Origin of the sequence: Bradyrhizobium huanghuaihaiense, assembly GCF_007830635.1 — a bacterium.
Classification (GTDB): domain Bacteria; phylum Pseudomonadota; class Alphaproteobacteria; order Rhizobiales; family Xanthobacteraceae; genus Bradyrhizobium; species Bradyrhizobium huanghuaihaiense.
In genome coordinates this window covers 1-25352 of record NZ_VLLA01000025.1, presented here as the reverse complement: position 1 = coordinate 25352, position 25352 = coordinate 1, and the positions used below count along the sequence as shown (strand labels likewise).

The following is a 25352-nucleotide window of genomic DNA, read 5'->3' as shown; positions in this document are numbered from 1 at the left end:
TCGTGCGTATTCGACGTGTTCTCCTTGCCATTCTGTTATTCGATCGATTGCGGGATCATACCTCCATCTCGATCGGTGTCTGCAAGGCTGGCGCGAGCCCGACCGGGTGCTTGGGTCGGTTGGGCACGCGCGTTTGTGCTGCCTTGCCCCTGATGCTTCTGCTGACCGCGTTCGACAGTGTTGGTTTGGCCCAGAGCGGATCAACCGCCCAGCCGGCGATCAGTCAGGCCCCTCGTTCGTTTGCCGGCTTCATCAATGAAGCCTCGCAACGCTTTGCGATTGCCCCGAACTGGATCCGATCAGTCCAAAGCATCGAGAGTGCTGGTGACGTGCACGCCAGATCGTCAAAAGGCGCAATGGGCCTGATGCAAATCATGCCGGCGACTTGGGCGGAACTTCGCGAGCGCTACAATCTGGGGAACGACCCCTACGACCCGCACGACAACATTCTGGCTGGCACGGCCTATCTGCGCAAACTGCTCGATCGCTATGGCTCGCCTGGCGTGTTTGCCGCGTACAACGCGGGACCATCTCGCTATGAAGAGCATCTCGCAGGCGGCTCTCTGCCAGACGAGACGCGAGCATACGTCGCAAAGCTTGCAAATCTGCTTGCCATTGAACTGCCGCCGAGGTGGACGTCCAGGGGACAGTCATCAGCAGCCGCGACGCTTTTCGTCACGCGATCCGATCTCATGAAAACGCGCGATCGGTTGCTGGCGGTCATGCCGTCGAGCGGTGTCACGACCGCAATCTCGGCGTCCGATGTTTCGCCCATGGTCCCCCAGCATATTGGCGTGTTCATCCCTCGATCGCATTCAGAATTATCGCAATGACCAAGTGTGCGGGTTCGCAGGCCTTGGCGTGCTTCACCGAGCAAATGGCGGAAGAGGGAGAGCAGTTGGCAAACACGACGTAAGCCTTCGCCGGCTGCACATCGGGCAGCTCGTGCTATCAGCCGTTAGTTTCCAGGTTCGCTGGCGCCCTGTGACGGACATTCGGTTTGCATTCGAGACGCTGCAACACGATCATGACGCTAAGACTTTCGAGTTTGCTACTGAAGAACCCTTGGTCACGCGGGCAAGAGTGCGCGGGGGAGTGGGACAATAACGTGCTGATGGCACACGGGCGATGCCTTCGGCCCGCGCTCTACTCGTCGCTCCGCCCCTCACCAAGCCACCCTGCGGGTGCCTCGACCGTTCGGGGAGCGATCGCTATCGCAAACGCGGGCAAACAGCGTGGGCTTTTCAAGTTGGCTGCCGAGTCGCGGTGGCTCTTTCGCAATGAATCGGCCGCCAGCCGACGTATTCGGGCAGGCGGGATGGAAGGATCTACCGCAATGACCCGAGCTGCATTTTGTCGCAAATCGCCACGAGCACCGAGTTGGCTTGGAAGTTGGACCGCGGGAATCAGCGGCCGGGGAACCACGACGGCAGGACGGCTCTTCAAATCGGGCTTCGAGAAACCAGTGCACGGGGATAGCTGCCCGTGTGGTCGAATCCGGAGCTCGCTGCAACGACTTAGGTGGTCGTTGCCACACAGGAGAGCTCCGATGAAATTCTACGTTGGATTGGACGTCGTTCTTGAGGAAACCAGTCTTTGCATCGTCGATGGCGAGGGTCTCACCGTTCGCGAGGTCAAGGTTATGACCGAGCCAGGGGCGATCCGCTCCGCAGTAGAGGGCTACGCGGATCGCCTAGAGAGAGTGGGAGTCGAGGCGTCATCGCTTGGCATCTGGCTGTGTCGCGAACTACAGCCCGCGGGGCTTCCGATCATTGTCGTCGAAGCGCGTCACATGCGCGTTTCGCTGTCGACAATGCGGAACAAGAACGACCGGATGACGCGCGCGGCCTCGTGCAGATGATGCGGTTGGGCTGGTATCGCACCGTTCATGTCAAGAACATCGACGTGCAGAAGATGCGCACGCTGCTGGCCAGCCGGAAGCTACTCAAGCGCAAACTGATCGACATCGAAAACCACATTCGTGGAGCACTGCGGGCCTGTGGTTCGCTCGTCGGAGCCGTCGCCCGCGGTGCCTACGAGGCCCGCGTCCGCGAGCTGCTCGAGCGCAGCGATCCGATCTTAATTATGACCATCGAGGCCATGCTGGATGCGCGCCGAGCCATCCTAGAGGGATACGATCGGCTCCATCGTGCGCTGCTGCAGGTGGTCAAGCATGATGCTATCTGCCGACGCCTGATGACGGTTCCAGGCGTCGGTCCCGTTGCGGCCCTGTCGTTCAAGGTCGGCGTCGACGATCCCCGGCGCTTTACCAGATCGCGAACGGTCGGCGCGCATTTCGGCTTGGTGCCGAGGCGGCACCAGTCCGGCACGTCGATCGATTACGAAGGGCGCATCAGCAAACAGGGCGACGTAGCCGTGCGCGAAGCGCTTTGCGAGGCGGCCGCAAGCCTGCTTGCTGGGGGTCAGGAAATGGTCGGCATTGCGAGCGTGGGGCCTGCGGATCGCCAAACGATCGAGCATGTTGTGCGCAATCACCGCGGTCGCGCGGAAGCTCGCAAGCATTCTGCACCGAATGTGGATCAGCGAGACCGACTTGCACGTCGGATTCGGCGCCAGATCAAGCAGCGGCTGCGGTTGAGACCTGCACAGTAGCCGCGGTGCAGATAACGACGGATTAGCACTGGGTTTGCGCCCAGCACGTTGAGGAGGAGCGAAATTAGAGATCCGCGCGCGCGGTGAGCGTCCCCTGGCGGGGCCGCGAAACGGGGAATGTCCGCTATCTCTTGCCTGCTGCCGCCCTTCAGGGACGAGAGCGCCGGACTGCTTGGACAGCCCTGTTTACGAACCTGATGAAGAGCATGCGACGGCCCAAGTGCTGAACGCGAAGGAACGCATGGACCCCGCCTGGTGAAGGCACGTGGCGTACGCGGCTGTGGTGAAGTTGCACGTTGTTGGTGCAGGGAGTCGGTCATGGTTGGAGTTCGAAGAGTCGAAGAAAAGCGCAGGAATGAGTTGACGTTGCCCGCCCGATTAGGAAGGCGAGATAAAAGGGGCTCGCCGGTCGAACCGCAAGCCATTGGCATGGCTTGGGTTCTGGCGTGCCGGTCGGTCGGGGCGCGTGCCGCGCCTCGCATTTTTACGAATGCAATCAAAGGCGTTTTCGGCACTGTGCGTGCTTTTAATCGTTTGGAAGCCCCGTGAGCGTGGGCGATAGCGACCTGCGTATTCGGCCTGGGCGCATCCGCAATACCCGCTCGCCGAAGCAGAAGAGCTTCATCAACCAGGTGCTGCGGGCGGCAAAGAAGGCCGGGCACACCTCTGGTCAGTCTGCGGCTGGCAGGAGTTCCACGGCTTATGGCCGCTCGACGTTTGGCCGCGGCAGGCTTGCGTTCAGCCGCAGCCGGTTGTTCAGCCCGACGCGGCGCGTCGTGGTGAAGGCACGTGTTGTCCGGCACAAAGGACGAGCATTCCGCTCGGCGCCTCTGACGGCCCATCTTTCATATCTGAAGCGCGATGGCGTGACCCGAAGCGGTGAGCGTGCCGTGATGTTCGATGCCGGCAGTGACGGTGCCGATAGCGCGGCTTTCGCTGAACGATGCAAGGACGACCGGCATCATTTTAGGTTCATCGTCTCGCCTGAGGATGCCGGCGAGATGACCGACCTCAGGACTTTCACCTGCGACCTCACCAAGCAAATGGAGATTGATCTCGGCACGCGGCTCGATTGGGTTGCTGTCGATCATTGGAATACCGACAATCCCCACGTCCATCTTCTCGTTCGGGGAGTAGACGAGGAAGGGGCAGATCTCGTGATCTCCCGCGACTACATCAGCCAGGGCCTGCGGTCACGCGCCGAGGAACTGGTCGCCATAGAACTGGGTCCAAAACCGGAGCACGAGATCCGCAATTCGCTGGAGAGGGAAGTCACGGCGGAACGATGGACGCGGCTAGATCGGGAGATCCGGTTGGCAGCCGATGAGACCGGCACTATCGATCTTCGCCCCGAGAACCCGAGCAAGTCCGATCCCGAGATCCGGCGCCTGATGATCGGTCGTCTTCAACATCTAGAGAGGATGGGCCTTGCTACCTCCGCTGCACCAGGCGAATGGATAGTCGGGCTCGAGGCCGAGCGCAGCTTGCGCGATCTCGGCATGCGCGGCGACATCATCAAGACCATGCACCGCGCCTTCACCGAGCGTGGGGAAGCGCGCGGCGTTGCCGACTTCGTCATTGAGAGTGGACGGCCGACGGCCCAGATTATCGGACGGCTGGTCGACCGCGGATTGCATGACGAACTGACCGGGGAGGCCTATGCCCTGATCGACGGAACAGACGGACGCGCTCACCACGTGCGCTTCCGAGGGCTCGAGGCGTTCGAATATGCACCGCCAATGGGCGGCATCGTCGAAGTCCGGAGTTTCGGTCCACCCGGCGATCCGCGCCCCACCGTGGTGCTCGCGGCCCGTTCCGATCTCGATCTTGGTGGTCAGGTCAAGGCAAGAGGGGCAACTTGGCTCGACCACAGGCTGGTCGAACGCGACCCCATGCCGCTTGCCATGGGTGGATTTGGCCGCGAGACCCGCGACGCCATGGAGGCCCGGACCGAGCATCTGATCCAGGAGGGCTTGGCGCGGCGGCAGGGCCAACGCATCACCCTGCAGCGAGACCTCCTGAAGACGTTGCGTCGACGCGAACTGGACGAGGTTGCCGCAAAAGTCTCGGCCGACATCGGCCTGCCTCATATGAACGCTGCCTCCGGGGAGCATGTGGCGGGCACGTATCGCCAGCGGCTGACGCTCACCTCGGGACGCTTCGCCATGATCGATAATGGTCTCGGCTTCCAGCTCGTGCCCTGGTCGCGCGAACTAGAAAAGAGGCTCGGCCAACACGTCACCGGGTTCGTGAAGGACGGCGGTGGTATTGAATGGGGCTTTGGTCGCAAGCGCGACCTCGGCCTCTAGCTATCTCACCAATTCAGTTGCGGAAGGACGCTCGGAATGTCCGGAACCAAAATACTCTGGGGGCAGGTGATCGTTGTCGGCCTGATCGTCTTGCTGGCCATCTGGGGAGCAACCGAGTGGACGGCCTGGCGACTTGGCTATCAGCCCGAGCTTGGGCGGCCCTGGTTCGAACTGTGGGGTTTCAAGATCTATTATCCGCCGATCTTCTTCTGGTGGTGGTTCGTCTACGATGCCTATGCGCCGCAGGTCTTTGTCGAGGGGGCCTTCATCGCAGCATCAGGGACCGTCGTTTCGATCGCGGTGGCGATCGGCATGTCGGTGTGGCGGGCGCGCGAGGCCAAGGACGTTGAGACTTATGGCTCGGCGCGCTGGGCTGATGCGGAAGAGGTTCGAGCGGCCGGGCTTCTCGGTCCGGATGGTGTGGTGCTTGGCAAGCTCGACCACGTTTACCTGCGCCATGACGGGCCGGAGCACGTCTTGTGCTTTGCCCCCACTCGGTCCGGTAAGGGTGTTGGCTTGGTCGTTCCTTCGTTGCTGGCCTGGCCGGGCTCGGCCATCGTGCACGACATCAAAGGTGAGAATTGGCAACTGACGGCCGGTTTTCGCTCGCGGCATGGTCGAGTTCTCTTGTTCGACCCAACCAATCCAAAGTCCACTGCGTACAATCCGCTGCTCGAGGTGCGGCGCGGGGAATGGGAGGTTCGTGACGTCCAGAACGTCGCCGATGTCCTGGTCGACCCCGAGGGCTCGCTCGACAAGCGGAACCATTGGGAGAAGACCAGTCATTCGCTCCTGGTCGGCGCCATACTCCATGTTCTCTATGCCGAGGCAGACAAGACCTTGGCTGGCGTCGCAGCTTTCCTGTCCGATCCGAAGCGGCCGATCGAGGCGACGCTGAAGGCGATGATGACCACCGCGCATCTTGACGCGAAGGGCTCCCATCCCGTGGTCGCCTCGACGGCGCGTGAACTCCTCAACAAATCCGAGAATGAGCGGTCGGGCGTTCTGTCCACCGCGATGTCGTTCCTAGGTCTTTACCGCGATCCCGTCGTAGCCCAGGTGACCTGCCGCTGCGACTGGAGGATAGCCGATCTGATCGCAAACAGCCGCCCTACGACGCTTTACCTCGTGGTGCCACCCTCCGATATCTCGCGGACCAAGCCTTTGATCCGCCTGGTGCTAAACCAGATCGGCAGGCGGCTGACCGAAGATCTGCACGCCCGCGACCGCCGGCATCGAGTCCTGATGATGCTCGACGAGTTCCCGGCGCTGGGACGTCTTGATTTCTTCGAGTCCGCGCTCGCCTTCATGGCGGGGTACGGCATCAAGAGCTTCTTGATCGCGCAATCGCTCAATCAGATCGAGAAGGCCTATGGGCCCAACAATGCGATTCTCGACAATTGTCACGTGCGCGTCAGCTTCGCGACAAATGACGAGCGGACCGCCAAGCGGGTGTCCGACGCGTTGGGTACGGCGACGGAGATGCGTGCGATGAAGAACTATGCCGGTCACAGGTTGAACCCCTGGCTTGGACACCTGATGGTCTCGCGCCAGGAGACGGCGAGACCGCTGCTAACCCCGGGCGAGGTCATGCAGCTATCGCCGATGGACGAGATTGTTATGGTAGCGGGCACACCGCCGATCCGGGCGAAGAAGGTTCGCTATTATGAGGATCGGCGGCTTACCGAGCGGATCTTGCCACCGCCCGATCCGACGGTATCCGGTCCATCATCAGGAACGGACGGATGGTCAACGCTTGAAACGCTGAAGCCTGCGCCGCATCCAACCGACAGGGGGCAAGCAGAGGAAGACGCCGCGAACAGTGGTCTCCGTCGCGAGCCCGAACTCCCCGATCACGTCGCGATAGCCAAGGAAACAACCGAGCCGGCCCCAGCCGAGGAATTCGCCGTGGTTCTTGACGACGATGAGGACGCGGTCCGCCAATCTCGACTGCTTCGTCAGCAGATGCGTGGCGCCGCCCGCCAGGTTGCCATGGATCCGAATGACGGCATGGAGCTCTGAGGCAATATGCGCGATCGGATGAACGTCTATTTCCCGCCCGAGCTTCTGAAACAGATCTCGGACCTCGCGGATCGCAAAAACCTTTCCCGGTCTGCGATCGTGGAGGCAGCCGTTGCCTCGTTTTTGTCACCGGACGGAGCGGACAGGCGAGAGGCAGCGTTTACCCGTCGTCTCGATCGCCTCTCGCGACAAATGCAGCGGATGGAGCGTGATATCGGTCTAACGGCAGAGACCTTGGCCCTATTCATCCGCTTCTGGCTGACAATAACGCCGCCATTGCCCAATGACGCGCAGACGGCCGCCCAGGCAAAGGGTCGGGAGCGCTTTGAAGGATTTGTCGAGGTGCTCGGGCGCCGTTTGCAGAAAGGGCAAAGCTTTCTGCGCGAGATTCCAGAAGATATCCGCCGCCAGGAAGCGGCCGAAGAATCTTGATTGAACCATGTAGCAAGACCGTTTCGCCGGTCCCTTCTTTTTCTTCGCTAACCTACGCCCGCAGCGATTTAGCTGAACTGACGAAAAGCTGGTCGCGCTATCGGCTCGTACGAGCTGACAGCAAGAGGGGCCAGCATGCAGATTTCAGGGGCATGGCGCCTCACAGCGCGCGTATTTCTCCCGTTTGCGGTTGGATACTATCTTTCGTATCTGTTTCGAACGATCAACGCTTTGATCGCCAGTCATCTCAGCTCGGATGCTGGGCTTGGGCCTGCCGACCTCGGGTTGCTTACCTCGGTCTATTTCCTCGTCTTTGCGGCGGCGCAGATCCCCGTCGGCATATTGTTGGACCGCTTTGGTCCGCGGCGCGTCCAGAGTGCTCTGCTCTTGCTCGCAGCAGTGGGCGCCGGACTCTTCGCGGTATCGAGCGGTTTCCCGTCACTCTTGATAGCGCGTGCAATGATCGGGCTTGGTGTCGCGGCGGCGCTGACGGCCGGACTGAAGTCCATCATCCTCTGGTTCCCTAGCGAACGCGTCGTTTTGCTTAACGGCTACATGATTATGCTGGGGTCGCTAGGAGCGGTAACGGCTACGGCTCCTGTCGAATACCTGCTCGCTTGGATGGGCTGGCGGCTGCTCTTTGGGATCCTGGCAGTCGCTACCGGTGCGACGGCCATTCTCATCTATGTCGCGGTGCCCGAACGAGGCATTGTTCCATCAACGGCGCGCGCCACCCTTGGCTCCGTTTTCAGCGATCGGCGCTTCTGGCGAATGGCCCCACTGTCGGCGACTTGTGTTGGATCGGCTTGGTCTCTGCAGGGACTGTGGGCATCACCGTGGCTGACCGACGTGGAGGGGCTTGATCGCGCAAGTCTCGTAAGACAGCTGTTCACCATGTCGATCGTCTTGAGCTTCGGCGCGTTGTTGTTCGGGATGACTGTCCATTACGTCAAACGAAGGGGAATAGGGGCGGAGACGGTACTGGCGACGGTTGCGGTGCTCTTTTTCGCAGCCGAGCTAGCTTTGATCCTGCGAGTGCCTGTGCCGTCCATCTTGCCCTGGTCTGTTGTCGCAATTGCCGGAACGGCAACCGTGGTCAGCTTCGCGGTAATAGTAGATTACTTTCCGCCGGCGCTTGCCGGTCGTGCCAACGGCGCCTTGAACGTCTTGCACTTTGGTTGGGCGTTTCTGGCACAATGCGGGACAGGTCTTATCTTGGAGCAATGGCCCGCGAATGATGGCCATAGGGCCGTCCATGCCTATCAAGTAGCGTTCGGCGTCAACGTAGCAGTGCAGATCGCGGCGTTGATCTGGTTCATGCTGCCTTGGCGCCGATCTATCGTTTCCTGGATGAGTTCACTCCTATTCTTCAAGCCGGCTGATGTTTCGTACGTTGTCGAGTCGTATGAGGATTCGGTCTTACTCGTGCCCGCGGATGACGATGCGGAGTGGTGAGCGGTAGCTCGCCGAGTACGATACGAATGAGTAGACCTCAAACATCAGTTTTCAGTGTTTCTTTTTCTACGCCAGTCTACGATCACTGAAGCCGCTTGTTGCGCCAAGTCCGTGGGGCCTTTTTTAATGATCCCCATCTGAGGGCGCCCTTTGGGTGCCCTCATTCGGTGGGGCGAACGATGGCAATCCATTCTATTCAATCAGACGCGAGCTCGCGCGGTGCGCGAATGCTGCGCAGCGCGCTTGGGGCCGCGATTGCCGGCTATCTCGAAGACGAAGCGATCATCGAGGTGATGCTCAACCCGGATGGCCGGCTATGGATCGACCGGCTGTCGAATGGCCTCATGGACACAGGCGAAACTCTGTCCGCTGCCGATGGCGAGCGCATTGTTCGCCTAGTCGCGCATCACGTCGGTGCCGAGGTGCATGCCGGTTCGCCACGGGTCTCGGCCGAATTGCCTGGGACCGGCGAGCGCTTCGAAGGTTTCTTGCCTCCGGTCGTTGCAGCACCGGCCTTTGCTATCCGTAAGCCCGCCGTCGCCGTGTTTACGCTCGACGACTACGTCGTAAGGCGCATCATGACCTCGGAGCAGGCCAAGATCCTGAGGGGCGCGGTCGACGCACGGAAGAACATCCTCGTCGCCGGCGGAACATCGACCGGCAAGACAACCTTGACGAACGCGCTCCTGGCCGAGGTCGCGAAGAGCTCCGATCGGGTCGTGCTGATCGAAGATACGCGCGAGCTACAGTGCAGGGCGCCCAATCTCGTTGCGCTTCGGACCAAGGACGGTGTGGCCACACTGTCGGATCTTGTTCGCTCGGCCCTCCGACTGCGTCCTGATCGCATCCCGATCGGCGAAGTCCGAGGTGCCGAAGCACTCGACCTCCTCAAGGCCTGGGGCACCGGCCATCCCGGCGGCATCGGTACCATTCATGCGGGGACGGCGCTCGGCGCGCTGCGACGGCTCGAGCAGCTCATCCAGGAAGCCGTCATCTCGGTTCCGCGCGCCTTGATCGCCGAGACCATCGACCTCGTCGCCGTGCTGGCGGGACGCGGCGCCGACCGCCGCCTCGCCGAACTCGCCACCGTCTCATGCCTCGGTGCCACGGGCGACTACAGCATTTCAACAGCAGGAGACTGACATGCGTCAGCAATTTCGCTTTCTTCGAGGTGCATCGTTGGCCGCTTTCGGCACGGTGCTTTTGGCGTCGGCATCGGCGTGGGCGGCTGGCTCGAACATGCCGTGGGAGCAGCCACTCAATCAGATTCTGCAGTCGGTTGAAGGTCCAGTCGCCAAGATCATCGCCGTCATCATCATCGTCGTGACCGGGCTCACGCTCGCGTTCGGGGACTCGTCAGGTGGTTTCCGCAGGCTGATCCAGATCGTGTTTGGTCTGTCGATCGCGTTTGCCGCCTCGAGCTTCTTCCTGTCGTTCTTCTCCTTCGGCGGCGGCGTGGTGATCTGATGGATGAACCGGTCAAAGGCTTTTTGGTGCCCGTTCACCGCGCGCTTACTGAGCCAATCCTGATGGGCGGCGCGCCGCGGTCGGTTGCGATCGTGAACGGCACGCTTGCGGCAGCCCTTGGGCTCGGACTTCGGCTCTGGATCGCCGGTCTCGTCCTCTGGTTCATCGGCCACATGGCCGCCGTCTGGGCCGCCAAGCGCGACGCTGCCTTTGTCGATGTGGTGCGCCGGCATCTGCGCATCCCCAGCCATCTCAACGCCTGAGCTCATGTCCATGATGAACCTTGCCGAATATCGCCATTCTAATGCTCGTCTCGCCGACTTTCTGCCTTGGGCCGCCTTGGTCGACGAGGGAATCATCCTGAACAAGGACGGCTCGTTCCAACGAACCGCGAAATTCCGCGGCCCCGATCTCGATAGCGCAGTGCCGGCTGAACTTGTCGCCGTCGCCGGCCGTTTGAACAACGCCGTGCGTCGCCTGGGATCGGGTTGGGCCGTGTTCGTTGAGGCGCAACGTCACTTTGCGGGGGCGTACCCGCCTAACTCCTTTCCGGACGTCGCGTCCGCGCTGGTCGACGCGGAACGCAGGGCTCAGTTCGAAGAGGCAGGTGCCCATTACGAGTCCAGCTACTTCCTGACCTTCCTCTATCTGCCTCCAGAGGAGGGAGCGGCTATGGCGGAGAGATTGCTCTATGAAGGTCGCGACCGCACCGTTGGAGCAGATGCCCGGGAGGTGCTGCGCGGATTTATCGACCAAACCAACCGCGTGCTCGGCCTGCTTGAAGGGTTCATGCCGGAATGCACCTGGCTCGATGATCAGGACACGCTGACTTATCTGCACTCGACGATCTCGACCAAGCGTCATCGAGTTCGAGCACCTGAGATTCCCATGTACATCGATGCTCTGCTGGCCGACCAGCCGCTGACCGGCGGACTCGAGCCGATGTTGGGCTCAGCCAATCTTCGGGTCCTGACAATCGTCGGCTTTCCTGGCGCGACGACCCCGGGAATCCTGGACGACCTGAATCGCCTGGCGTTTTCGTATCGCTGGTCGACCCGCGCGATCATGCTCGACAAGACCGATGCCACCAAGCTGCTGACAAAGATTCGGCGGCAGTGGTTCGCCAAGCGAAAGTCGATTGGCGCCATCCTCAAGGAGGTCATGACGAACGAGGTGTCGGCGCTGCTCGATACCGACGCCCACAACAAGGCGCTTGATGCCGATGCGGCGTTGCAGGAACTGGGGTCCGACCAGATCGGACAAGCCTTTGTCACGGCGACCATCACTGTCTGGGACCGCGATCCTAATGCCGCCGATGAAAAGCTCCGCCTGGTCGAGAAGGTCATTCAGGGGCGCGATTTCACCTGCATGATCGAGACGGTGAACGCCGTCGAAGCCTGGCTCAGCAGTCTGCCGGGGCATGTCTATGCGAATGTGAGGCAGCCACCGGTATCGACACTCAACCTCGCCCATATGATTCCGATGTCGGCCGTCTGGGCGGGCGAAGGCAGGGACCTGCATTTCAGGGGCCCGCCGCTCCTGTTTGGTAAGACCGAGGGATCAACGCCGTTCCGGTTTTCGCTCCACGTCGGAGATGTCGGCCATACCCTTGTGGTGGGACCGACCGGTGCCGGAAAGTCGGTGTTGCTCGCTCTGATGGCGCTGCAATTCCGGCGCTATCCGAACTCGCAGGTCTTTGCGTTTGATTTCGGCGGTTCGATCCGGGCGGCCGCGCTCGCCATGGGCGGCGACTGGCATGATCTCGGCGGTGCGCTGTCTGAAGGGGACGAAAACCCCGTCGCGCTGCAACCTTTGGCCTGGATCGACGATTCCGCCGAGCGCGGATGGGCCACGGAATGGATCTGCGCGATCCTGGCGCGGGAAAAGGTCGAGATCACGCCGGAGGTCAAGGATCATCTGTGGTCGGCGCTCACCTCTCTCGCTTCGGCGCCGAGGGAGGAGCGCACCCTCACGGGCCTCTCGGTCTTGCTGCAATCCAATTCCCTGAAAAGGGCCCTGCAGCCCTATTGCCTGGGCGGTCCCTCCGGGCGCCGGCTTGACGCCGAATTCGAGCGCCTTGGCGAAGCTTCGGTTCAGGCGTTTGAGACTGAAGGGTTGATCGGAACGAGCGCTGCCCCAGCGGTTCTGGCTTACCTCTTTCATCGGATCGGAGACCGTCTCGACGGCCGGCCGACACTTCTCATTGTCGACGAAGGCTGGCTTGCCCTCGACGATGAAGATTTTGCCGGTCAACTCCGGGAATGGCTGAAGACGCTCCGGAAGAAGAATGCGTCCGTCATCTTCGCCACCCAGTCACTGTCGGACATCGATGGCTCCGCGATCGCGCCAGCGATCATCGAAAGCTGCCCAACGCGCCTGCTGCTGCCGAACGAACGGGCGATCGAACCCCAGATCACCACGATCTACCGCCGCTTCGGACTCAATGATCGCCAAATCGAACTTCTGAGCCGAGCAACGCCAAAGCGCGACTACTACTGCCAGTCGCGTCGGGGCAATCGGATGTTCGAACTTGGGCTCGGTGAAGTCGCGCTCGCCTTTACCGCAGCCTCTTCCAAGGCAGACCAAGCCGCGATCACGCAACTCCTCGCCGAACATGGACCTGACGGCTTCGTGCCGGCCTGGCTCCGGCACCGCGGTGTCGCCTGGGCCCTAGACGTCATCCCCAATCTCGTCAATCTGGAGAAATCCCTATGAGGCATCTTGGCCTATTGGCGGCCGCTGCCACGGTCGCGCTGATGCTCAGCGTCACGGTGTCCGCGCGAGCGCAGTGGATCGTCTTTGATCCCAACAACTACGTGCAGAACGTCCTAACAGCTGCGCGGGAGCTCCAGCAGATCAATAATCAGATCACCTCGTTGCAGAACGAGGCGCAGATGCTGATCAATCAGGCGAAAAACCTAGCAAACCTGCCGTACTCGTCGCTGCAGCAACTGCAATCCTCGATCCAGCGGACTCAGCAATTACTGGCCCAGGCCCAGCGCATCGCCTATGACGTCCAGCAGATCGATCGCGCGTTTTCGACGAGCTATGCGCCAGCTACAGTCAGCCAGTCGAACCAGTTGCTGATCTTCAACGCCCAAACACGTTGGCAGAATTCCTATGCGGCAACGCAAGACGCGCTGCGAGTTCAGGCGGGCATCGTTGGCAATCTCGACACCAATCGCATCCAGACGTCCGCGCTCGTAGCGTCTAGCCAAGGCGCAAGCGGCGCTCTGCAGGCAACCCAAGCTGGCAATCAGATTCTGGCATTGAACGCGCAGCAACTCGCCGACCTCACCGCTGTCGTGACGGCGCAGGGCAGGGCGCAGAGCCTCGAAGCGGCTCAGCGCGGCTCGGCTCAGGATCAAGGACGAGAGCAACTCAGGCGATTCCTGACGCCAGGAGAGGGCTATCAATCCTTCAACGTGCAGATGTTCCACTGATGACCGACCTAAAGGCATTCAAGGCGCTGTCGCTGCTTACGACAATCGGCCTAGTGGCCGTCGCTGCCTGCACGATTCAGCTTCGTGGTGGTGTCGAGTCGCCCGCGCCGCCGAAAGCGGAGCAGATGACAGACGCAACCAGCTCAGACCTCGCGCGCTGCCGCAGCGTCGCTGCGGAGCAAGCAGAGGGTTTTGAGCGTTGCAAGCAAGTTTGGGCCGAAAACCGCCGTCGCTTCTTTGGCAAGAAAGACCGTGCCGCAACTCCTGTTCACGACGCTTCCGCCCCCGGCGTGGCGCTCGCTCCAAAGGATCAAAGCCGGATCCCGCAGGGATATCCGAACCTGGTGACACCTGAGGCAAGCAAGCCATGACTGGTACGGGGATCATTGACCAGTTCCTGGAAACGTTCACGCGTTACATCGACAACGGCTTTGGGCTGCTGGGGAGCGATGTCGGATATCTCGCAACGACCCTTGCTGCGATCGACATTACGCTCGCAGCGTTGTTCTGGAGTTGGGGAACTGATGAGGACATCACCGCGCGTCTCGTCAAGAAGACGCTCTTCGTAGGGGTCTTCGCCTACCTCATCGGTAACTGGAACAGTCTGGCGCGCATCGTCTTCGAGAGCTTTGCCGGTCTTGGCCTGAAAGCATCAGGCGCAAGCCTCTCCGCATCGGATTTCCTGAGACCTGGAAAGATCGCTCAAGTCGGACTTGATGCCGGCCGACCGCTCCTCGATTCGATCTCCAACCTGATGGGCTACATCAGCTTTTTCGAAAATTTCGTCCAGATCGTGGTTCTTCTGTTCGCGTGGGTCGTGGTGCTGCTCGCCTTCTTCATTTTGGCGATCCAGCTCTTCGTCACCCTGATCGAGTTCAAGCTCACGACACTGGCCGGGTTCGTGCTCATTCCCTTTGGCTTGTTTGGCAAGACCACCTTCGCGGCGGAGCGCGTTCTGGGCAACGTCATATCTTCCGGCATTAAGATCCTGGTCCTGGCCGTCATCGTCGGCATCGGCTCCACCCTGTTCTCGCAGTTCACCGCAGGTTTCGGCGGTGCACAGCCAACCATCGAAAACGCGATGACGCTGGTGCTCGCGGCGCTTTCCTTGCTGGGCCTCGGTATCTTCGGTCCGGGTATCGCAAACGGCCTGGTGTCGGGCGGCCCCCAACTCGGCGCCGGCGCCACGATTGGAACAGGCCTTGCTGCTGGCGGCATTGTTGCGGCTGGCGCGGGACTTGCCGCTGGCGGTGCCGGTCTCGCTGGTGGTGCGATTGCTGGCGGCGCGCGCGGTGGCGGCGCTGTCATCAGCGGAGCAACAGCCGCCTATCGAAGCGGCGGCCTTGCCGGCGTCGCGGAGGCTGGCGCTTCGGCTGCGACGAGTCCTTTGCGTCGAGCAGCGGCCGCCTTCGGAGGTAGTCAAGCGGGCGAGCAGGGCGCGAGCGCACCGGCCGAAGGGCAGCCCGATTGGGCTCGCCGCATGAAGCGTGCTCAGACCATCCGGCATGGTGCCTCGGCCGCTGGCCACGCCGTCCGCTCGGGCGATCATGGTGGTAGCGGTTCCTCCGTCGATTTGTCCGAGGGAGAACGTTGAGACGCACCCCGCATCTCTGCCGCACACCAGCGCCGCAAACCCTTCCATCGCACGACTTGAAACCGATCACTCGATATCAGGGGCAACCATCGATGTTCAAACGGCCATCAGTTCACTACGGGCGCATGCCCGAGCCGATTACGCCTTATCAAAAGGCCGCGCAGGTTTGGGACGAACGCATTGGATCAGCGCGCGTGCAAGCCAAGAGCTGGCGCCTGATGGCTTTTGGCTGCCTGATGCTGTCAGCCGGTCTCGCAGGTGGCCTTGTCTGGCAATCGAGTCAGGGCTCGATCACGCCGTGGGTGGTCGAAGTCGATCATCTCGGTCAGGCTCAGCGGATTGCGCCGGCTAACATTGAATATCAGCCCACTGATGCGCAGATCGCTTATCATCTGGCACGCTTTATCGAGGATGTCAGAGGCCTACCGGCCGACGGGATCGTTCTGCGCCAAAACTGGCTGCGGGCCTATGATTTTACGACTGATCGCGGCGCCGCTGCGCTCAACGACTACGCGCGCAGCAACGACCCCTTTGCCAAGCTGGGTAAGGCGCAAATCTCTGTCGAGGTCTCGAGCGTCATTCGTGCGTCGTCGGAAAGCTTTCGGGTCGCATGGACCCAGCGCATCTACGACAATGGCGCCTTGAACTCGACCGAGCGCTGGACTGCAATTCTTACAATCGTGATCGAGACGCCGCGCGAAGCCGAGCGCCTACGTAAGAATCCTCTTGGCGTCTATGTCCGCGCCATCAACTGGTCAAAGGAGTTGGGTCAGTGACCAAGACGCCGTCTGACGTTCATTCGAAATGTTCCATTCAGCAAAACGGACTCAATTCGACTTGGCGCGGGTTCGTGAGCGCGAAGCGTGCACTTCTGTCCGCTCTTATGCTTTGCTCGTCCGTGCTCGGTGGGTGCGCGACATACATTCCGCCGGAGATCAGCTATGACACTGAAGTTCCTCCGCTGCCGGCGACGCCCGTGGCTCTCGACGACAGATTGCGACCGCTTCACGTTCCGCCGCTCTGGAAGCCGGCTCTCGGAGGCAAGTCGGCCGGGAAGGAAGAGGTCGAACCGGTGAGCCGGGTTGAGACGGCAAACAATGCGGCCAGGGTCGAACCGCGCAAGCGGGGGTATTTCAATGCGGCGCAAATCTACGCCTACAGTCCCGGGGCTCTCTATCAGATTTACGCCGCGCCGGGGCAGATCACAGATATCGCGCTCGAGGAGGGAGAACAGTTGACGGGATCAGGGCCGATCGCGGCCGGAGATACTGTACGCTGGGTCGTGGGCGATACCGAGAGCGGCAGCGGCGATACACGGCGCGTCCATGTCTTGGTCAAGCCGACCCGAGCTTCGATCGAAACCAACCTAGTGGTCAACACTGACCGGCGCACCTACCTGATCGAACTCCGATCCCGCGAACGGCCATACATGCCGTCTGTTGCCTGGTACTATCCTGAAACCGCACGGGAACGATGGCGTTCGGTCGCTCTGAAACCCGCTCTTCCGAACCCGGCGCAGCGCATCTCCCGCTATGCCATCGAAGGGGACAGTCCTCCCTGGCGACCGCTCGCCGCATATGACGATGGCCGCAAGGTCTATGTCGAATTCCCGCAAGGCATCGTGCAGGGCGAGATGCCTCCGCTCTTTGTCATCGGTCCAGACGGCAAGACCGAACTCGTCAACTATCGCGCTGACGGCAATGTATTGATCGTCGATCGGCTGTTTGCTGCCGCCGAACTGCGGCTTGGTGGTGAGCACCAGAAGAAGGTCAGGATTGTCAGAACCGGCGGGAGGCCGTCGTCATGAACTCTCGGAATGTAAACGAGCAAGCTATTCCGCCGGAGACACAAGTGGAGCCATCCGAGAGCTTCCGCTTGAGAGCAGAGCACACGCGCGTGACGCGGTTGTCGCGGAAGGTCTTGGCCGGCGGGAGCGCGGTTGCCCTGCTTGTCATCGGCGGAGCGGTGCTGTGGTCGCTGCAGAACAATCGCTCCCGCAATCAAGCGGCCGATGAGCTTTACAGTACCGACCACCACAATGTTGCCGACGGTATTACGACGCTGCCGAAGGACTATGCTGGCGTTCCGCGCCAGCCAATCCCGCAGCTTGGTCCGCCGCTTCCCGGCGACCTCGGTCGACCAATACTTGCTGCTCAAGGCCAGTCGCCGACGATCGGCACTGATCCAGACCAGCAGCGCCGGGATCAAGAGACTGAGGCAGCCCGCATCAGCCATTTGTTCGCTGCGACCAATGAAGGAGCGCGTCCGCCCACCGCTGCGGCGGTTGGAGGCGACCGCCTCGCATCACCAAGCGCAACGAGCACTGGCGAGGATAGATCTGCGCAAAACGGCCAGGACCGCAAGCTTGCCTTCGTGAATGCCTCCGTGGACCGTCGCATGGTAAGCCCTGACCGTGTCATCAGGCCCGCTTCACCATACATCGTGCAGGCCGGGACGGTGATTCCAGGGGCGCTGATCACCGGGATCCGATCGGACCTGCCAGGCCAAATTACCGCGCAGGTAACCGAGAATGTTTTTGACACGCCGACCGGTCGCTTTCTGCTCGTGCCTCAGGGAGCGCGTCTAATCGGCATCTACGACAGCCAGGTCACTTTCGGCCAGTCTCGCGTTCTGCTCGTCTGGACCCGGCTAATCATGCCGAATGGACGTTCTATAGTTCTCGAGCGGCAGCCTGGCGCTGACACCGCTGGCTATGCTGGCCTAGAAGACCAGGTGGACAATCACTGGGGCGAACTCTTCAAGGCTGCGGCACTATCGACGTTTCTCGCCGTCGGAACGGAACTGGGTGCCGGCTCGGACACTAACAGCAACGACAGCGCAATTATCCAGGCGTTGCGTCACGGCGCCTCGGACTCTCTAAACCAAACTGGACAGCAGGTAGTTCGGCGCGGTCTCAATATCCAGCCCACGCTGACGGTACGTCCTGGCTTCCCGATCCGCGTGATCGTGAATCGCGATCTGATCCTTCAGCCTTACGCGAGGTAGATGTTGTGTCGAAGTTGAAAATTGCTGCCGTTCTAGATGACAAACCGGTAAAGATCACTGCGGAGCTACCCGCAAGCGTACATCGCGATCTGCTTGCTTATGCGGATTTACTATCCGCCCAAAGTGGACAGATGGTTGACCCAGCGAAGCTTATCTCGCCCATGCTCTTCAAGTTCATGGCAACCGACCGCGGCTTCCTGAAGTCGCGGCGGCAGACTCGGCGGCTCGTAGAGAACGGATAGAGCTTCGCTAGATGACGTCATGGTCCCGGTCGCATCATCGTATGGCCAGTGTTGAAAAATGAGCTTCAGGCGACTGGCGGTAGTCGGGCCCTCTTCGTCGCGGCTCTATCATTCATGGCACAAAAACGGTCATATTCGTTGGATCAGATGAAAGACGAAACGCGTAGCTTAATCGCCAACGCCGCTGTAACAGCTCGGATCTTAGACTGGCCACCCGCAACAAGGTCTGGTACGGCGCATCGGCGCCGACGAAGTCGATAAGCGATTGGAGCGTCTCGCCGACATCCTCGTCGACTGCGTTGCCCACGGCGCCTCAGTCAGCTTTTTTGCCAGCGCTATCTCGACGACGTGCGTTGGCGTATTTGCGTAGCTTCGCAGCTCTTGGGCCGTCAGCGGGCAGCCGGCCGGGGCGACTTGCCGCTGAGCTAGGGCAACGGCTGTTCCTTCAGGTCGCCGTCGATCATGCGTTCGATGGTGGCTTCGTCGCAGCGCCGGTAATGTGGGTAGGCGCGCAGCATGTCGCTTCAGCGCGCCAGCGAACCGGCCGCGTACAAACCCGTGGCTTTCGATGCGGGTCACGGTGGTCTTGCCGCCCCGATAAGGCCCTTGAGGCCGATAACGATCATGGATAGAGGCTCCGATTGGGAGCCATACGGTCTCAATTGGTATAGATGCTTTCGAGCGTGTTTCGGTCGCACTTGGCGCCGCCCGATGACGAACGGACGAAGACATCAATTTCAGGCTCAAAAATAGCCGACCGGATTTTTTTCCTGAGCAGGCCCACCCCTGGGTTCCACGCCGATCCGAGAACAGAAAGTGCCTTTTGAAATTTTATATCTAGCAAAGTCGAGTGGTCGCGGGTCCACCCGCGTAGGGGGGCCCGGAAGGACCCGCCGCTGCAAGAAGTTCGAGACCCGCGAAGGGGTAGAGATGCACTTCGTCGGACCGAGGGGGGACGCCATCTTTCCCAATGAAGACGCCATCGTGCACCTCAACTGCGGATCATGCTCGAACAGAACGAGGAATGCGCCGTCCAGCACGCCCGTTTCACGACGCTGGAAACAATCGCACCGTTCAGCGATGATCCAAGAGTCAGCCTTGCGGCTAACGCCCTCCGCTTGATCGGCGAGCTGCCCAAAGTCTTGTTGCCGTTCTTAACTCGGGCGGCTTCATGACGGCAGGACATCCCTGCTCGCCATCCGCGTTGTGACGAAATGCTGCGGCTGGCCAACGCTGTAGGGTGCGCTCGGTCTTTTTTCCTTGCGGCAGCTGAAACAGAAATATGGGGAGAAAGCGGCGCCCCTGGCGCCGCCTGATCGTTCTGGAGCACTAGGCACTGAACTCGCTTGGTCTTCAAGTTTGACCAACAGTTTCTCGATTAAGTGTGTATGACCACCAATGCTGGTAGGTCTCCCGAGGCCGCCTTGTCGCTAAAGTCCCGCTGTACCCTGAGGCGACGGGCCTCACGGGAAAGCCGGGTGGCTAGCCTTGTGCTCCCCGAGGCTGACTACTGTGCCAGCGGCGCTTGATAGGGACAGCGCCTTCCTTCCTCCATGGGAGGTGCCGAGTCATGTCGCTCCTGGCTCGCCGGCGAAGCGGATGCGGCAGAGATAGCGCATTTGTCCACCCTCCCCGGATGGATATGGGCGCCGAGCCGCATCCGCTGCTTTCCGTTCGCTTTGCGCCTCGCTGATGGGCCTGATGGAGCTTGGTAACGCATTTTGAGAAACGGGCACAATCGTCTTCAATACGACAAACCAACGTGGAGCTTGACCAACTGAACGCCACGGGCGTTTAGCGCGGAGCGGTTGCCGCTGATCGCAAGCGCGCCGAATGGCTATTGTCTGAGGCGTAAACGTCGTAATTGCTCTCAACTGCCAGCGGCCACATAGGCCGCCTTTCGTTGTAAATTGCTGCGCAGGTCTGTCAGCTTTCGGTAAGCCAGGCTCGATAAAGAATCGTTGGGTTTAACGGGAGCGTGGCAGGGACAGCGCATGAGCTGAAGGACCACCATGTGCTGAGTTACGCTTCCGTTAAGCTCATTGCAGTGCGGATGCGGCAGGGTTAGTGCCTCATGATGCCCCAGGCCGTCAGGCGCCGAACCGCGTTCGCACTGCTTCCAACTCACGAGTTAGTTCTCGTTTTTTGGCGGTTTCACTCGGTCCGCTGGCGATAAGCTCCCGATCAGCTTCTTGCCGCCGCTTGAAGCTGAGTTTGGAGCAGGTTAGCTGCAGGGACAGAGCGCTGCCCCTGTGTGTCCGCGGGGAGATAAGCGCCGAGCCAAGTTCTGCTAAGTTCAACTGGCGGGCGGGTAGGGACAGCGCCTGCTCCAGCGCAACCAAACGGCACCGGGTCGCGCCCGCACTGCTTCCGATCAATCATCAGCAATACTTTGGAAGGGAAGAAGACTGCGTGGCTGAATCCCCTCCACCCTTATCTTCGTGCCATTCTCTCCGCCAGGCGTGCCGACGAGCGACGCCGGCAGCGTCGCCCATTTTTCAACGAGGTACTCCTCATCGCGGTCTACGAGGGTCTCGGATAACTTTCCAGCGGCTTTCTATCGTGCTCCGCCTCGATTGACTCTGCCCACATACTTGCGTCGCTCATGTGCGATTGGCATGTTTTCTTGTTCATGCAACGTGCATGTGTCTGGTCGTGCTGGTGTCTCCAATTCAAGGCAAAAACTAGCTTAGAGAGTCGCCGACGAGGAGGGGAGCCAACGATTTTGGTAGGTGCCCCTTGGTACTTCTCGAAGATACAACTTTGTAGCCCTTTAGAATTGGAGCCTCTTGGGAGCAAAGGTGGCCAGCCCCAGTCTTTGCGACCGGGTTGGCCACCAGCGCTCGCGACATCATGCCCACAGGGCAGCTACAGGCCAACGAATGCATATATTCGAGCGGCATATTACGTCCTTGCGGCCGCAAGCGCTTGCGGTGCTTGCAGCCAATCGGGTCCGCGCCCCCCATCGGTCTCTGGGACTATCAGATCGCAGGGCGGCCACATTTAACGTCGACGAAGTTCTGGCGATGCTGGCCATACTCGATTGCGTGGAACCCAACCTGCGGCCGAAAAGCGCGACAGATCGCTGCGCGCATACGCGCGCCTCTAGAGGGGCCGCATGGGGGGGCAACCAGTTCGGGTAGGATGTCTGTGAGACCATGAGGTGTGAGCTTTCAGTAGGTTGTCCATCCGGTCCTGAACGAGGAAGCAACCTGCCGAAGCTTTAGCCTACCCCTTAAGGATCGGATGAACGCCCCCAAGAATGCGCCATTGACGCCGAAAGGCCATGGCGCCAATCTTGATCGAGGCTGGCCTAACGAAGGCTGCAGTGCGCTGCAACTCGCCGTTTTCGGCGAGGACGGTCGCCAAGTTTAAGCGTTCGGCGAGGAAGGAGTGGATGGACCGTGATCGCTCCACAAGACCTCTTTTATCCAAGCCAAATCCTGCCTTCCCATGCGCAGAAGCCGGAACGTTGGGACGACAGCGCCACAGGTCAAACAGATCTCAATCGAGGCCGGTAGTGTCGCCGGCGACCTTCAGCCCTATCCGGCGCCGGCTGGGATTAAACCGATTGCGCAACCTGGGCCCGGCTGAGCCGGAGCGACGCTATGAACGTGAGCATTCCGGCGGACCCGATCCGGGTCGGTATCAAAAAGCTCGGCAAGGTGACCATATAGGCCAGCGGTTAATGGACCGGACAGGACAGAGCAGCCTGCGGGGGAGGACTGCCGAGACGGACGCCTCGGTCTCAAGCACATCGGTACAAAACTCTATAGGAGCTCTTTACCGATCAATCGGCTCAGAAATACAATCTGTTGCATGCCGCCTTATGCTCACCTCGGTGGATTTAACACTGGAAAAAATCGATGCATCAAAAGTGCGCTGTAGAAGTAAACCCGATCGGTCCGACGCGACAGCCGGCCCGCGAATCGGCCGAAGCCGAACACGCCCGCAAGACCTACAGCAAGCGAAGGAAGCCTTCTGGCGTTGATGACGCAACCAAAAGGAATTTTCACCATCTGCGGGTGATTTCCGAGAGGGTCTTTCCTTTCTTCTTGGCGGGTCGACAGATTTCTTCCGCTCTCACAGGGAAGTCGCGGGTGCGCAAAACACTTGGCGAGAAAAGTAGTCGCTGCGAAGGATGTGCTGGAGGCCAATCTTCATTGTCGCGGTTCCGCCACCCTCGATCCACATCCTTATTTCGAAGTGGCCATTCCACCGATGGGCTTGTGGAGATATGGAACAAGAACTCCTATGGGCGACTTCGACCTATGTCATTCTCGCGCACGTGCCTCGCGATGGTGTGTTCTCAACGGCGCTGGTGCGCGGATCCACCAAGCCCATACGCAACTCACTTTTTGCCCTTTGTCCTTCTTGGACAGCGACGAAGAGCGGATTGACGCTGAAGAATTGTAGCAACCAGACTGCTGATCGCGTGGGATACTCGATCAACTCGAGCGCTGGGGATCGCTATAACTTTGCAATAGGCGGCGAGTTGGTTGAAGTTCAAAGCTTTGTCAGTTCGCAGCTAAAAATCGAACTGAGTTCAAATGAGTCGCGTTTCGGAGCAACCGGTCGACCGCATCACAATTCCCCTCCTGCAGCGGTGGAAGCAGGACGGCCGGCGTCTAGTCATGACGACTGCCTACGACGCGGTTGCGGCGCCTATCCCGGATCCTTCCATCGATATCAGTCTCGTCGGTGACAGCGGGGGTAACGTCTGCCTTGGATTCGAAAACACGCCTCCAGTAAGTGTTGCGATGATGAACCATCACCTCGAAGCCGCCGTACGCAGCAAACCGCGTGCCTTGCTCGTCGCCGATATGTCCTTTCTTAGCTTCCACGTCAGCGTTGAGGAGACCATACGAAATGCTGGCGGATTTCTGCAGCGAGGAGCAGCTGCGGCGAGACTCGAGGGCGGTGGCAAAAGAATCGAGATGGTGCGTGCCATTGTCGATTGCGAGATTCCCGTGATGGGTCATCTCGGTCTTGTTCCGCAGAGCGTTAATGTCATGGGCGGCTTCAAAGTGCAGGGCCGCAAAGTGGATGAAGCGCTGCGTTTGCTCGATGATGCTCATCGTCTGCAGGAGGCCAGCTGTTTCGCTTTGGTATTGGAGGGCACTCCGGCTGAGCTTACTGCTCGAGTAAGCGATTCCTTGACAATACCGACGATCGGAATCGGCTCGGGCCCAGACTGTTCAGAGCAGGTGCTCTGTTTCATGACGTGCTGGGCCAAACCGAAGGTCATCGCCCCAAATTCGTTCCCGCCTATACGGAAGGCTTTCAGCAGTTCCATGATGCGCTTTCGCGCGGGGCAGCGGATGTCCGCCGTGGCGCGTTCCCCGGCCCGCAAGAGTCCTATCGGCTTCCCGAAGGCGTTGGGGAGGCAATTGCCAACTGGGCGCCATCCACCTCAAATTATCACGAGCGTCGCTGAACTTCGCCGCACTCTCGCAAAATCCCGCAGTGCCAATCAAAGGGCCGGATTGTGCCGACGGTGGGCTATCTCCACGATGGCCACCTGGCGCTGATCGCAGCGAGCCAAGCAAAATGCGATGTGACCGTCGTCAGCATCTTCGTTAACCCCACTCAGTTCGGAGCAAATGAAGATCTCAGCACCTATCTGCGCGACTTCTTGCGCGATGAAGAACTGTGCCGGGATCTGGTGTTGCGATCCTCTTCGCGCCCGATGCACAGGAAGTCTATCCGAGCAATTTCGAAACCTTTGTTGGACCTGGCGACCTCGCGAAACCTCTATGCGGCGCTTTCAGGCCCGGACATTTTCGCGGTGTGGCGACTGTCGTCTGCAAGTTGTTCAACATGGTGCAGCCCCACGTCGCTTTTTTGGCCAGAAGGATGTTCAGCAATGCGTAGTCGTGCGTCGCATGGTGGTTGATCTCAATGTCCCGATCGAGATCGTCACCGTACCGACGGTTCGTGAAAAGGATGGGCCCGCCATGAGTAGTCGCAATCGCTATCTCAGCTAGGAAGCGCGCAGCAGGCCCTTGCAATCAACCAGGGGCTGCCCGCGGCGCTCGATGATTTTCGGTCTGGAGAGTGCAACGTACAAAAGCTGATTGCGGCTGCCAAGGCATTTGGAGGCGGTTGACACATTGCAGTATCTTGACTTATCGACGGTGACACGCCCAAAACCGCCGATAGTCCACTGCGACTCCCCGCGGCGCTATGTACGGCCGCCTACGTTGGCTCAACGCGTCGGATCGACAAAGTGGTATTGGCGTTGCCAACTCGGTAGCGCAAGGCGTGGACAAGCCAGAGCGCAGCTTATTGAGCTGACAGAAACGCTCAAAGCACTGTTCCGAGAGGCATATCGAACTGGCAGCAGAGGGCAAGCCCCGAGACGGCTTTGTTCGGCGAGTTAGCGAAGCGATAGCGGGCGCGCACTGAATATGCGGGGCTAAAAAGTCGTCCGTGAAGAAGGACTAAGCCACTGATCGGGAATCTCGATTTGGGCTAAGGGGCATTTCCAGATTGCAAGGTTTTGATGCTTTGGGCGTCAGAACCTTGCGATTTGGTTTTCGTGGATTCCCTCGAAGCGGGAAGCATGATTCCTTGTCTGCATCGGAGGGAACGATGCGGCCGAAGAAGCACAAGACGACGGGATCGAACGATCTGTTCCGGGCTCGGCTCGACCAGATCATCAATATGAAGCACGAGCTGGTTCTGCTCGCCGGCAAGGTCGATTGGGACTGGATCGACGGCGAGATCGCGCCGCTCTACAGCGAGAACGGCAGGCCCGGGATCGAGA

At 60.3% G+C, this 25352-nt stretch carries 20 protein-coding genes and 2 pseudogenes; 21 read left to right on the top strand and 1 reads right to left on the bottom strand.

The features are described 5' to 3' along the window. Positions 1–2: 2 nt before the first annotated feature. The 18 genes from IQ16_RS35600 to IQ16_RS35520 all read left to right on the top strand — a co-directional run bounded on the left by IQ16_RS35600 (position 3) and on the right by IQ16_RS35520 (position 18583). Complete coding sequence (locus tag IQ16_RS35600) at positions 3–833, top strand: lytic transglycosylase domain-containing protein (protein WP_052435617.1); 831 nt, start codon at positions 3–5, stop codon at positions 831–833. Between the two features lie 716 nt (positions 834–1549). Further along, entirely contained in the window at positions 1550–1861 is a 312-nt protein-coding gene (locus tag IQ16_RS46355; protein ID WP_200890034.1) for a transposase, read from the top strand. Beyond that, on the top strand, positions 1858–2613 hold the full coding sequence (locus IQ16_RS35595; RefSeq protein WP_244464104.1) for a transposase: 756 nt from the start codon (positions 1858–1860) through the stop codon (positions 2611–2613). The genes IQ16_RS46355 and IQ16_RS35595 overlap by 4 nt, the downstream gene beginning before the upstream one ends. Positions 2614–3158: 545 nt before the next feature. Then, entirely contained in the window at positions 3159–4922 is a 1764-nt protein-coding gene (locus IQ16_RS35590; protein WP_041957472.1) for a relaxase/mobilization nuclease domain-containing protein, read from the top strand. A 36-nt stretch (positions 4923–4958) separates the two neighbouring features. After that, complete coding sequence (locus IQ16_RS35585) at positions 4959–6944, top strand: conjugal transfer protein TraG (protein WP_041957470.1); 1986 nt, start codon at positions 4959–4961, stop codon at positions 6942–6944. 6 nt (positions 6945–6950) lie between these two features. Further along, the gene (locus IQ16_RS35580; protein ID WP_041957469.1) at positions 6951–7376 is read left to right on the top strand and encodes a CopG family transcriptional regulator; all 426 of its coding nucleotides are present in this window, start codon (positions 6951–6953) and stop codon (positions 7374–7376) included. 135 nt (positions 7377–7511) lie between these two features. Next, a complete protein-coding gene (locus IQ16_RS35575; RefSeq protein ID WP_041957467.1) occupies positions 7512–8831 on the top strand; it encodes an MFS transporter in 1320 nt (439 codons plus the stop codon). Positions 8832–9058: 227 nt separating this feature from the next. Beyond that, complete coding sequence (trbB, locus tag IQ16_RS35570) at positions 9059–9973, top strand: P-type conjugative transfer ATPase TrbB (protein WP_041957465.1); 915 nt, start codon at positions 9059–9061, stop codon at positions 9971–9973. Position 9974: 1 nt separating this feature from the next. Next, positions 9975–10298: a TrbC/VirB2 family type IV secretion system protein gene (locus IQ16_RS35565; protein WP_038936972.1), complete on the top strand. Its 324-nt coding sequence runs from the start codon at positions 9975–9977 to the stop codon at positions 10296–10298. After that, positions 10298–10561: a VirB3 family type IV secretion system protein gene (locus tag IQ16_RS35560; protein WP_041957462.1), complete on the top strand. Its 264-nt coding sequence runs from the start codon at positions 10298–10300 to the stop codon at positions 10559–10561. Before IQ16_RS35565 ends, IQ16_RS35560 begins: the two co-directional genes overlap by 1 nt. A 10-nt stretch (positions 10562–10571) precedes the next feature. Next, positions 10572–13013 carry a conjugal transfer protein TrbE gene (gene trbE, locus IQ16_RS35555; RefSeq protein WP_145832029.1) on the top strand — a complete coding sequence of 814 codons (2442 nt, stop codon included), beginning with the start codon at positions 10572–10574 and terminating at the stop codon, positions 13011–13013. After that, positions 13010–13741, top strand: a complete 732-nt coding sequence (trbJ, locus tag IQ16_RS35550) for a P-type conjugative transfer protein TrbJ (protein WP_041957460.1) — start codon at positions 13010–13012, stop codon at positions 13739–13741. Before trbE ends, trbJ begins: the two co-directional genes overlap by 4 nt. Continuing rightward, positions 13741–14112 carry a putative entry exclusion protein TrbK-alt gene (trbK-alt, locus tag IQ16_RS35545; protein WP_041957458.1) on the top strand — a complete coding sequence of 124 codons (372 nt, stop codon included), beginning with the start codon at positions 13741–13743 and terminating at the stop codon, positions 14110–14112. The genes trbJ and trbK-alt overlap by 1 nt, the downstream gene beginning before the upstream one ends. Beyond that, positions 14109–15335, top strand: a complete 1227-nt coding sequence (gene trbL, locus IQ16_RS35540) for a P-type conjugative transfer protein TrbL (RefSeq protein WP_041957456.1) — start codon at positions 14109–14111, stop codon at positions 15333–15335. The genes trbK-alt and trbL overlap by 4 nt, the downstream gene beginning before the upstream one ends. Positions 15336–15427: 92 nt before the next feature. Next, on the top strand, positions 15428–16111 hold the full coding sequence (trbF, locus tag IQ16_RS35535) for a conjugal transfer protein TrbF (protein WP_011084433.1): 684 nt from the start codon (positions 15428–15430) through the stop codon (positions 16109–16111). Next, positions 16108–17142: a P-type conjugative transfer protein TrbG gene (gene trbG, locus IQ16_RS35530; RefSeq protein WP_014498060.1), complete on the top strand. Its 1035-nt coding sequence runs from the start codon at positions 16108–16110 to the stop codon at positions 17140–17142. The genes trbF and trbG overlap by 4 nt, the downstream gene beginning before the upstream one ends. Continuing rightward, on the top strand, positions 17139–18341 hold the full coding sequence (locus tag IQ16_RS35525) for a TraB/TrbI/VirB10 family type IV secretion system protein (RefSeq protein ID WP_011084435.1): 1203 nt from the start codon (positions 17139–17141) through the stop codon (positions 18339–18341). The genes trbG and IQ16_RS35525 overlap by 4 nt, the downstream gene beginning before the upstream one ends. Before the next feature lie 5 nt (positions 18342–18346). Continuing rightward, complete coding sequence (locus IQ16_RS35520; protein WP_145832028.1) at positions 18347–18583, top strand: DUF2274 domain-containing protein; 237 nt, start codon at positions 18347–18349, stop codon at positions 18581–18583. Positions 18584–18695: 112 nt separating this feature from the next. Here IQ16_RS35520 and IQ16_RS46000 read toward each other — a convergent pair whose 3' ends face one another. Then, positions 18696–18890: a hypothetical protein gene (locus tag IQ16_RS46000; RefSeq protein WP_162131539.1), complete on the bottom strand. Its 195-nt coding sequence runs from the start codon at positions 18888–18890 to the stop codon at positions 18696–18698. Between the two features lie 4243 nt (positions 18891–23133). On the opposite strand from IQ16_RS46000, the pseudogene panB reads away from it, so the two are divergent. From panB to IQ16_RS35470, 3 genes and pseudogenes are all read left to right on the top strand, one after another. Then, a pseudogene (gene panB, locus IQ16_RS35485) lies at positions 23134–24020 on the top strand (3-methyl-2-oxobutanoate hydroxymethyltransferase). Beyond that, positions 23974–24839, top strand: a pseudogene (gene panC / locus IQ16_RS47555) (pantoate--beta-alanine ligase). Before panB ends, panC begins: the two co-directional pseudogenes overlap by 47 nt. 338 nt (positions 24840–25177) lie before the next feature. Then, the coding region (locus IQ16_RS35470) for a transposase (RefSeq protein WP_488226078.1) at positions 25178–25352 on the top strand (175 nt) is incomplete at its 3' end.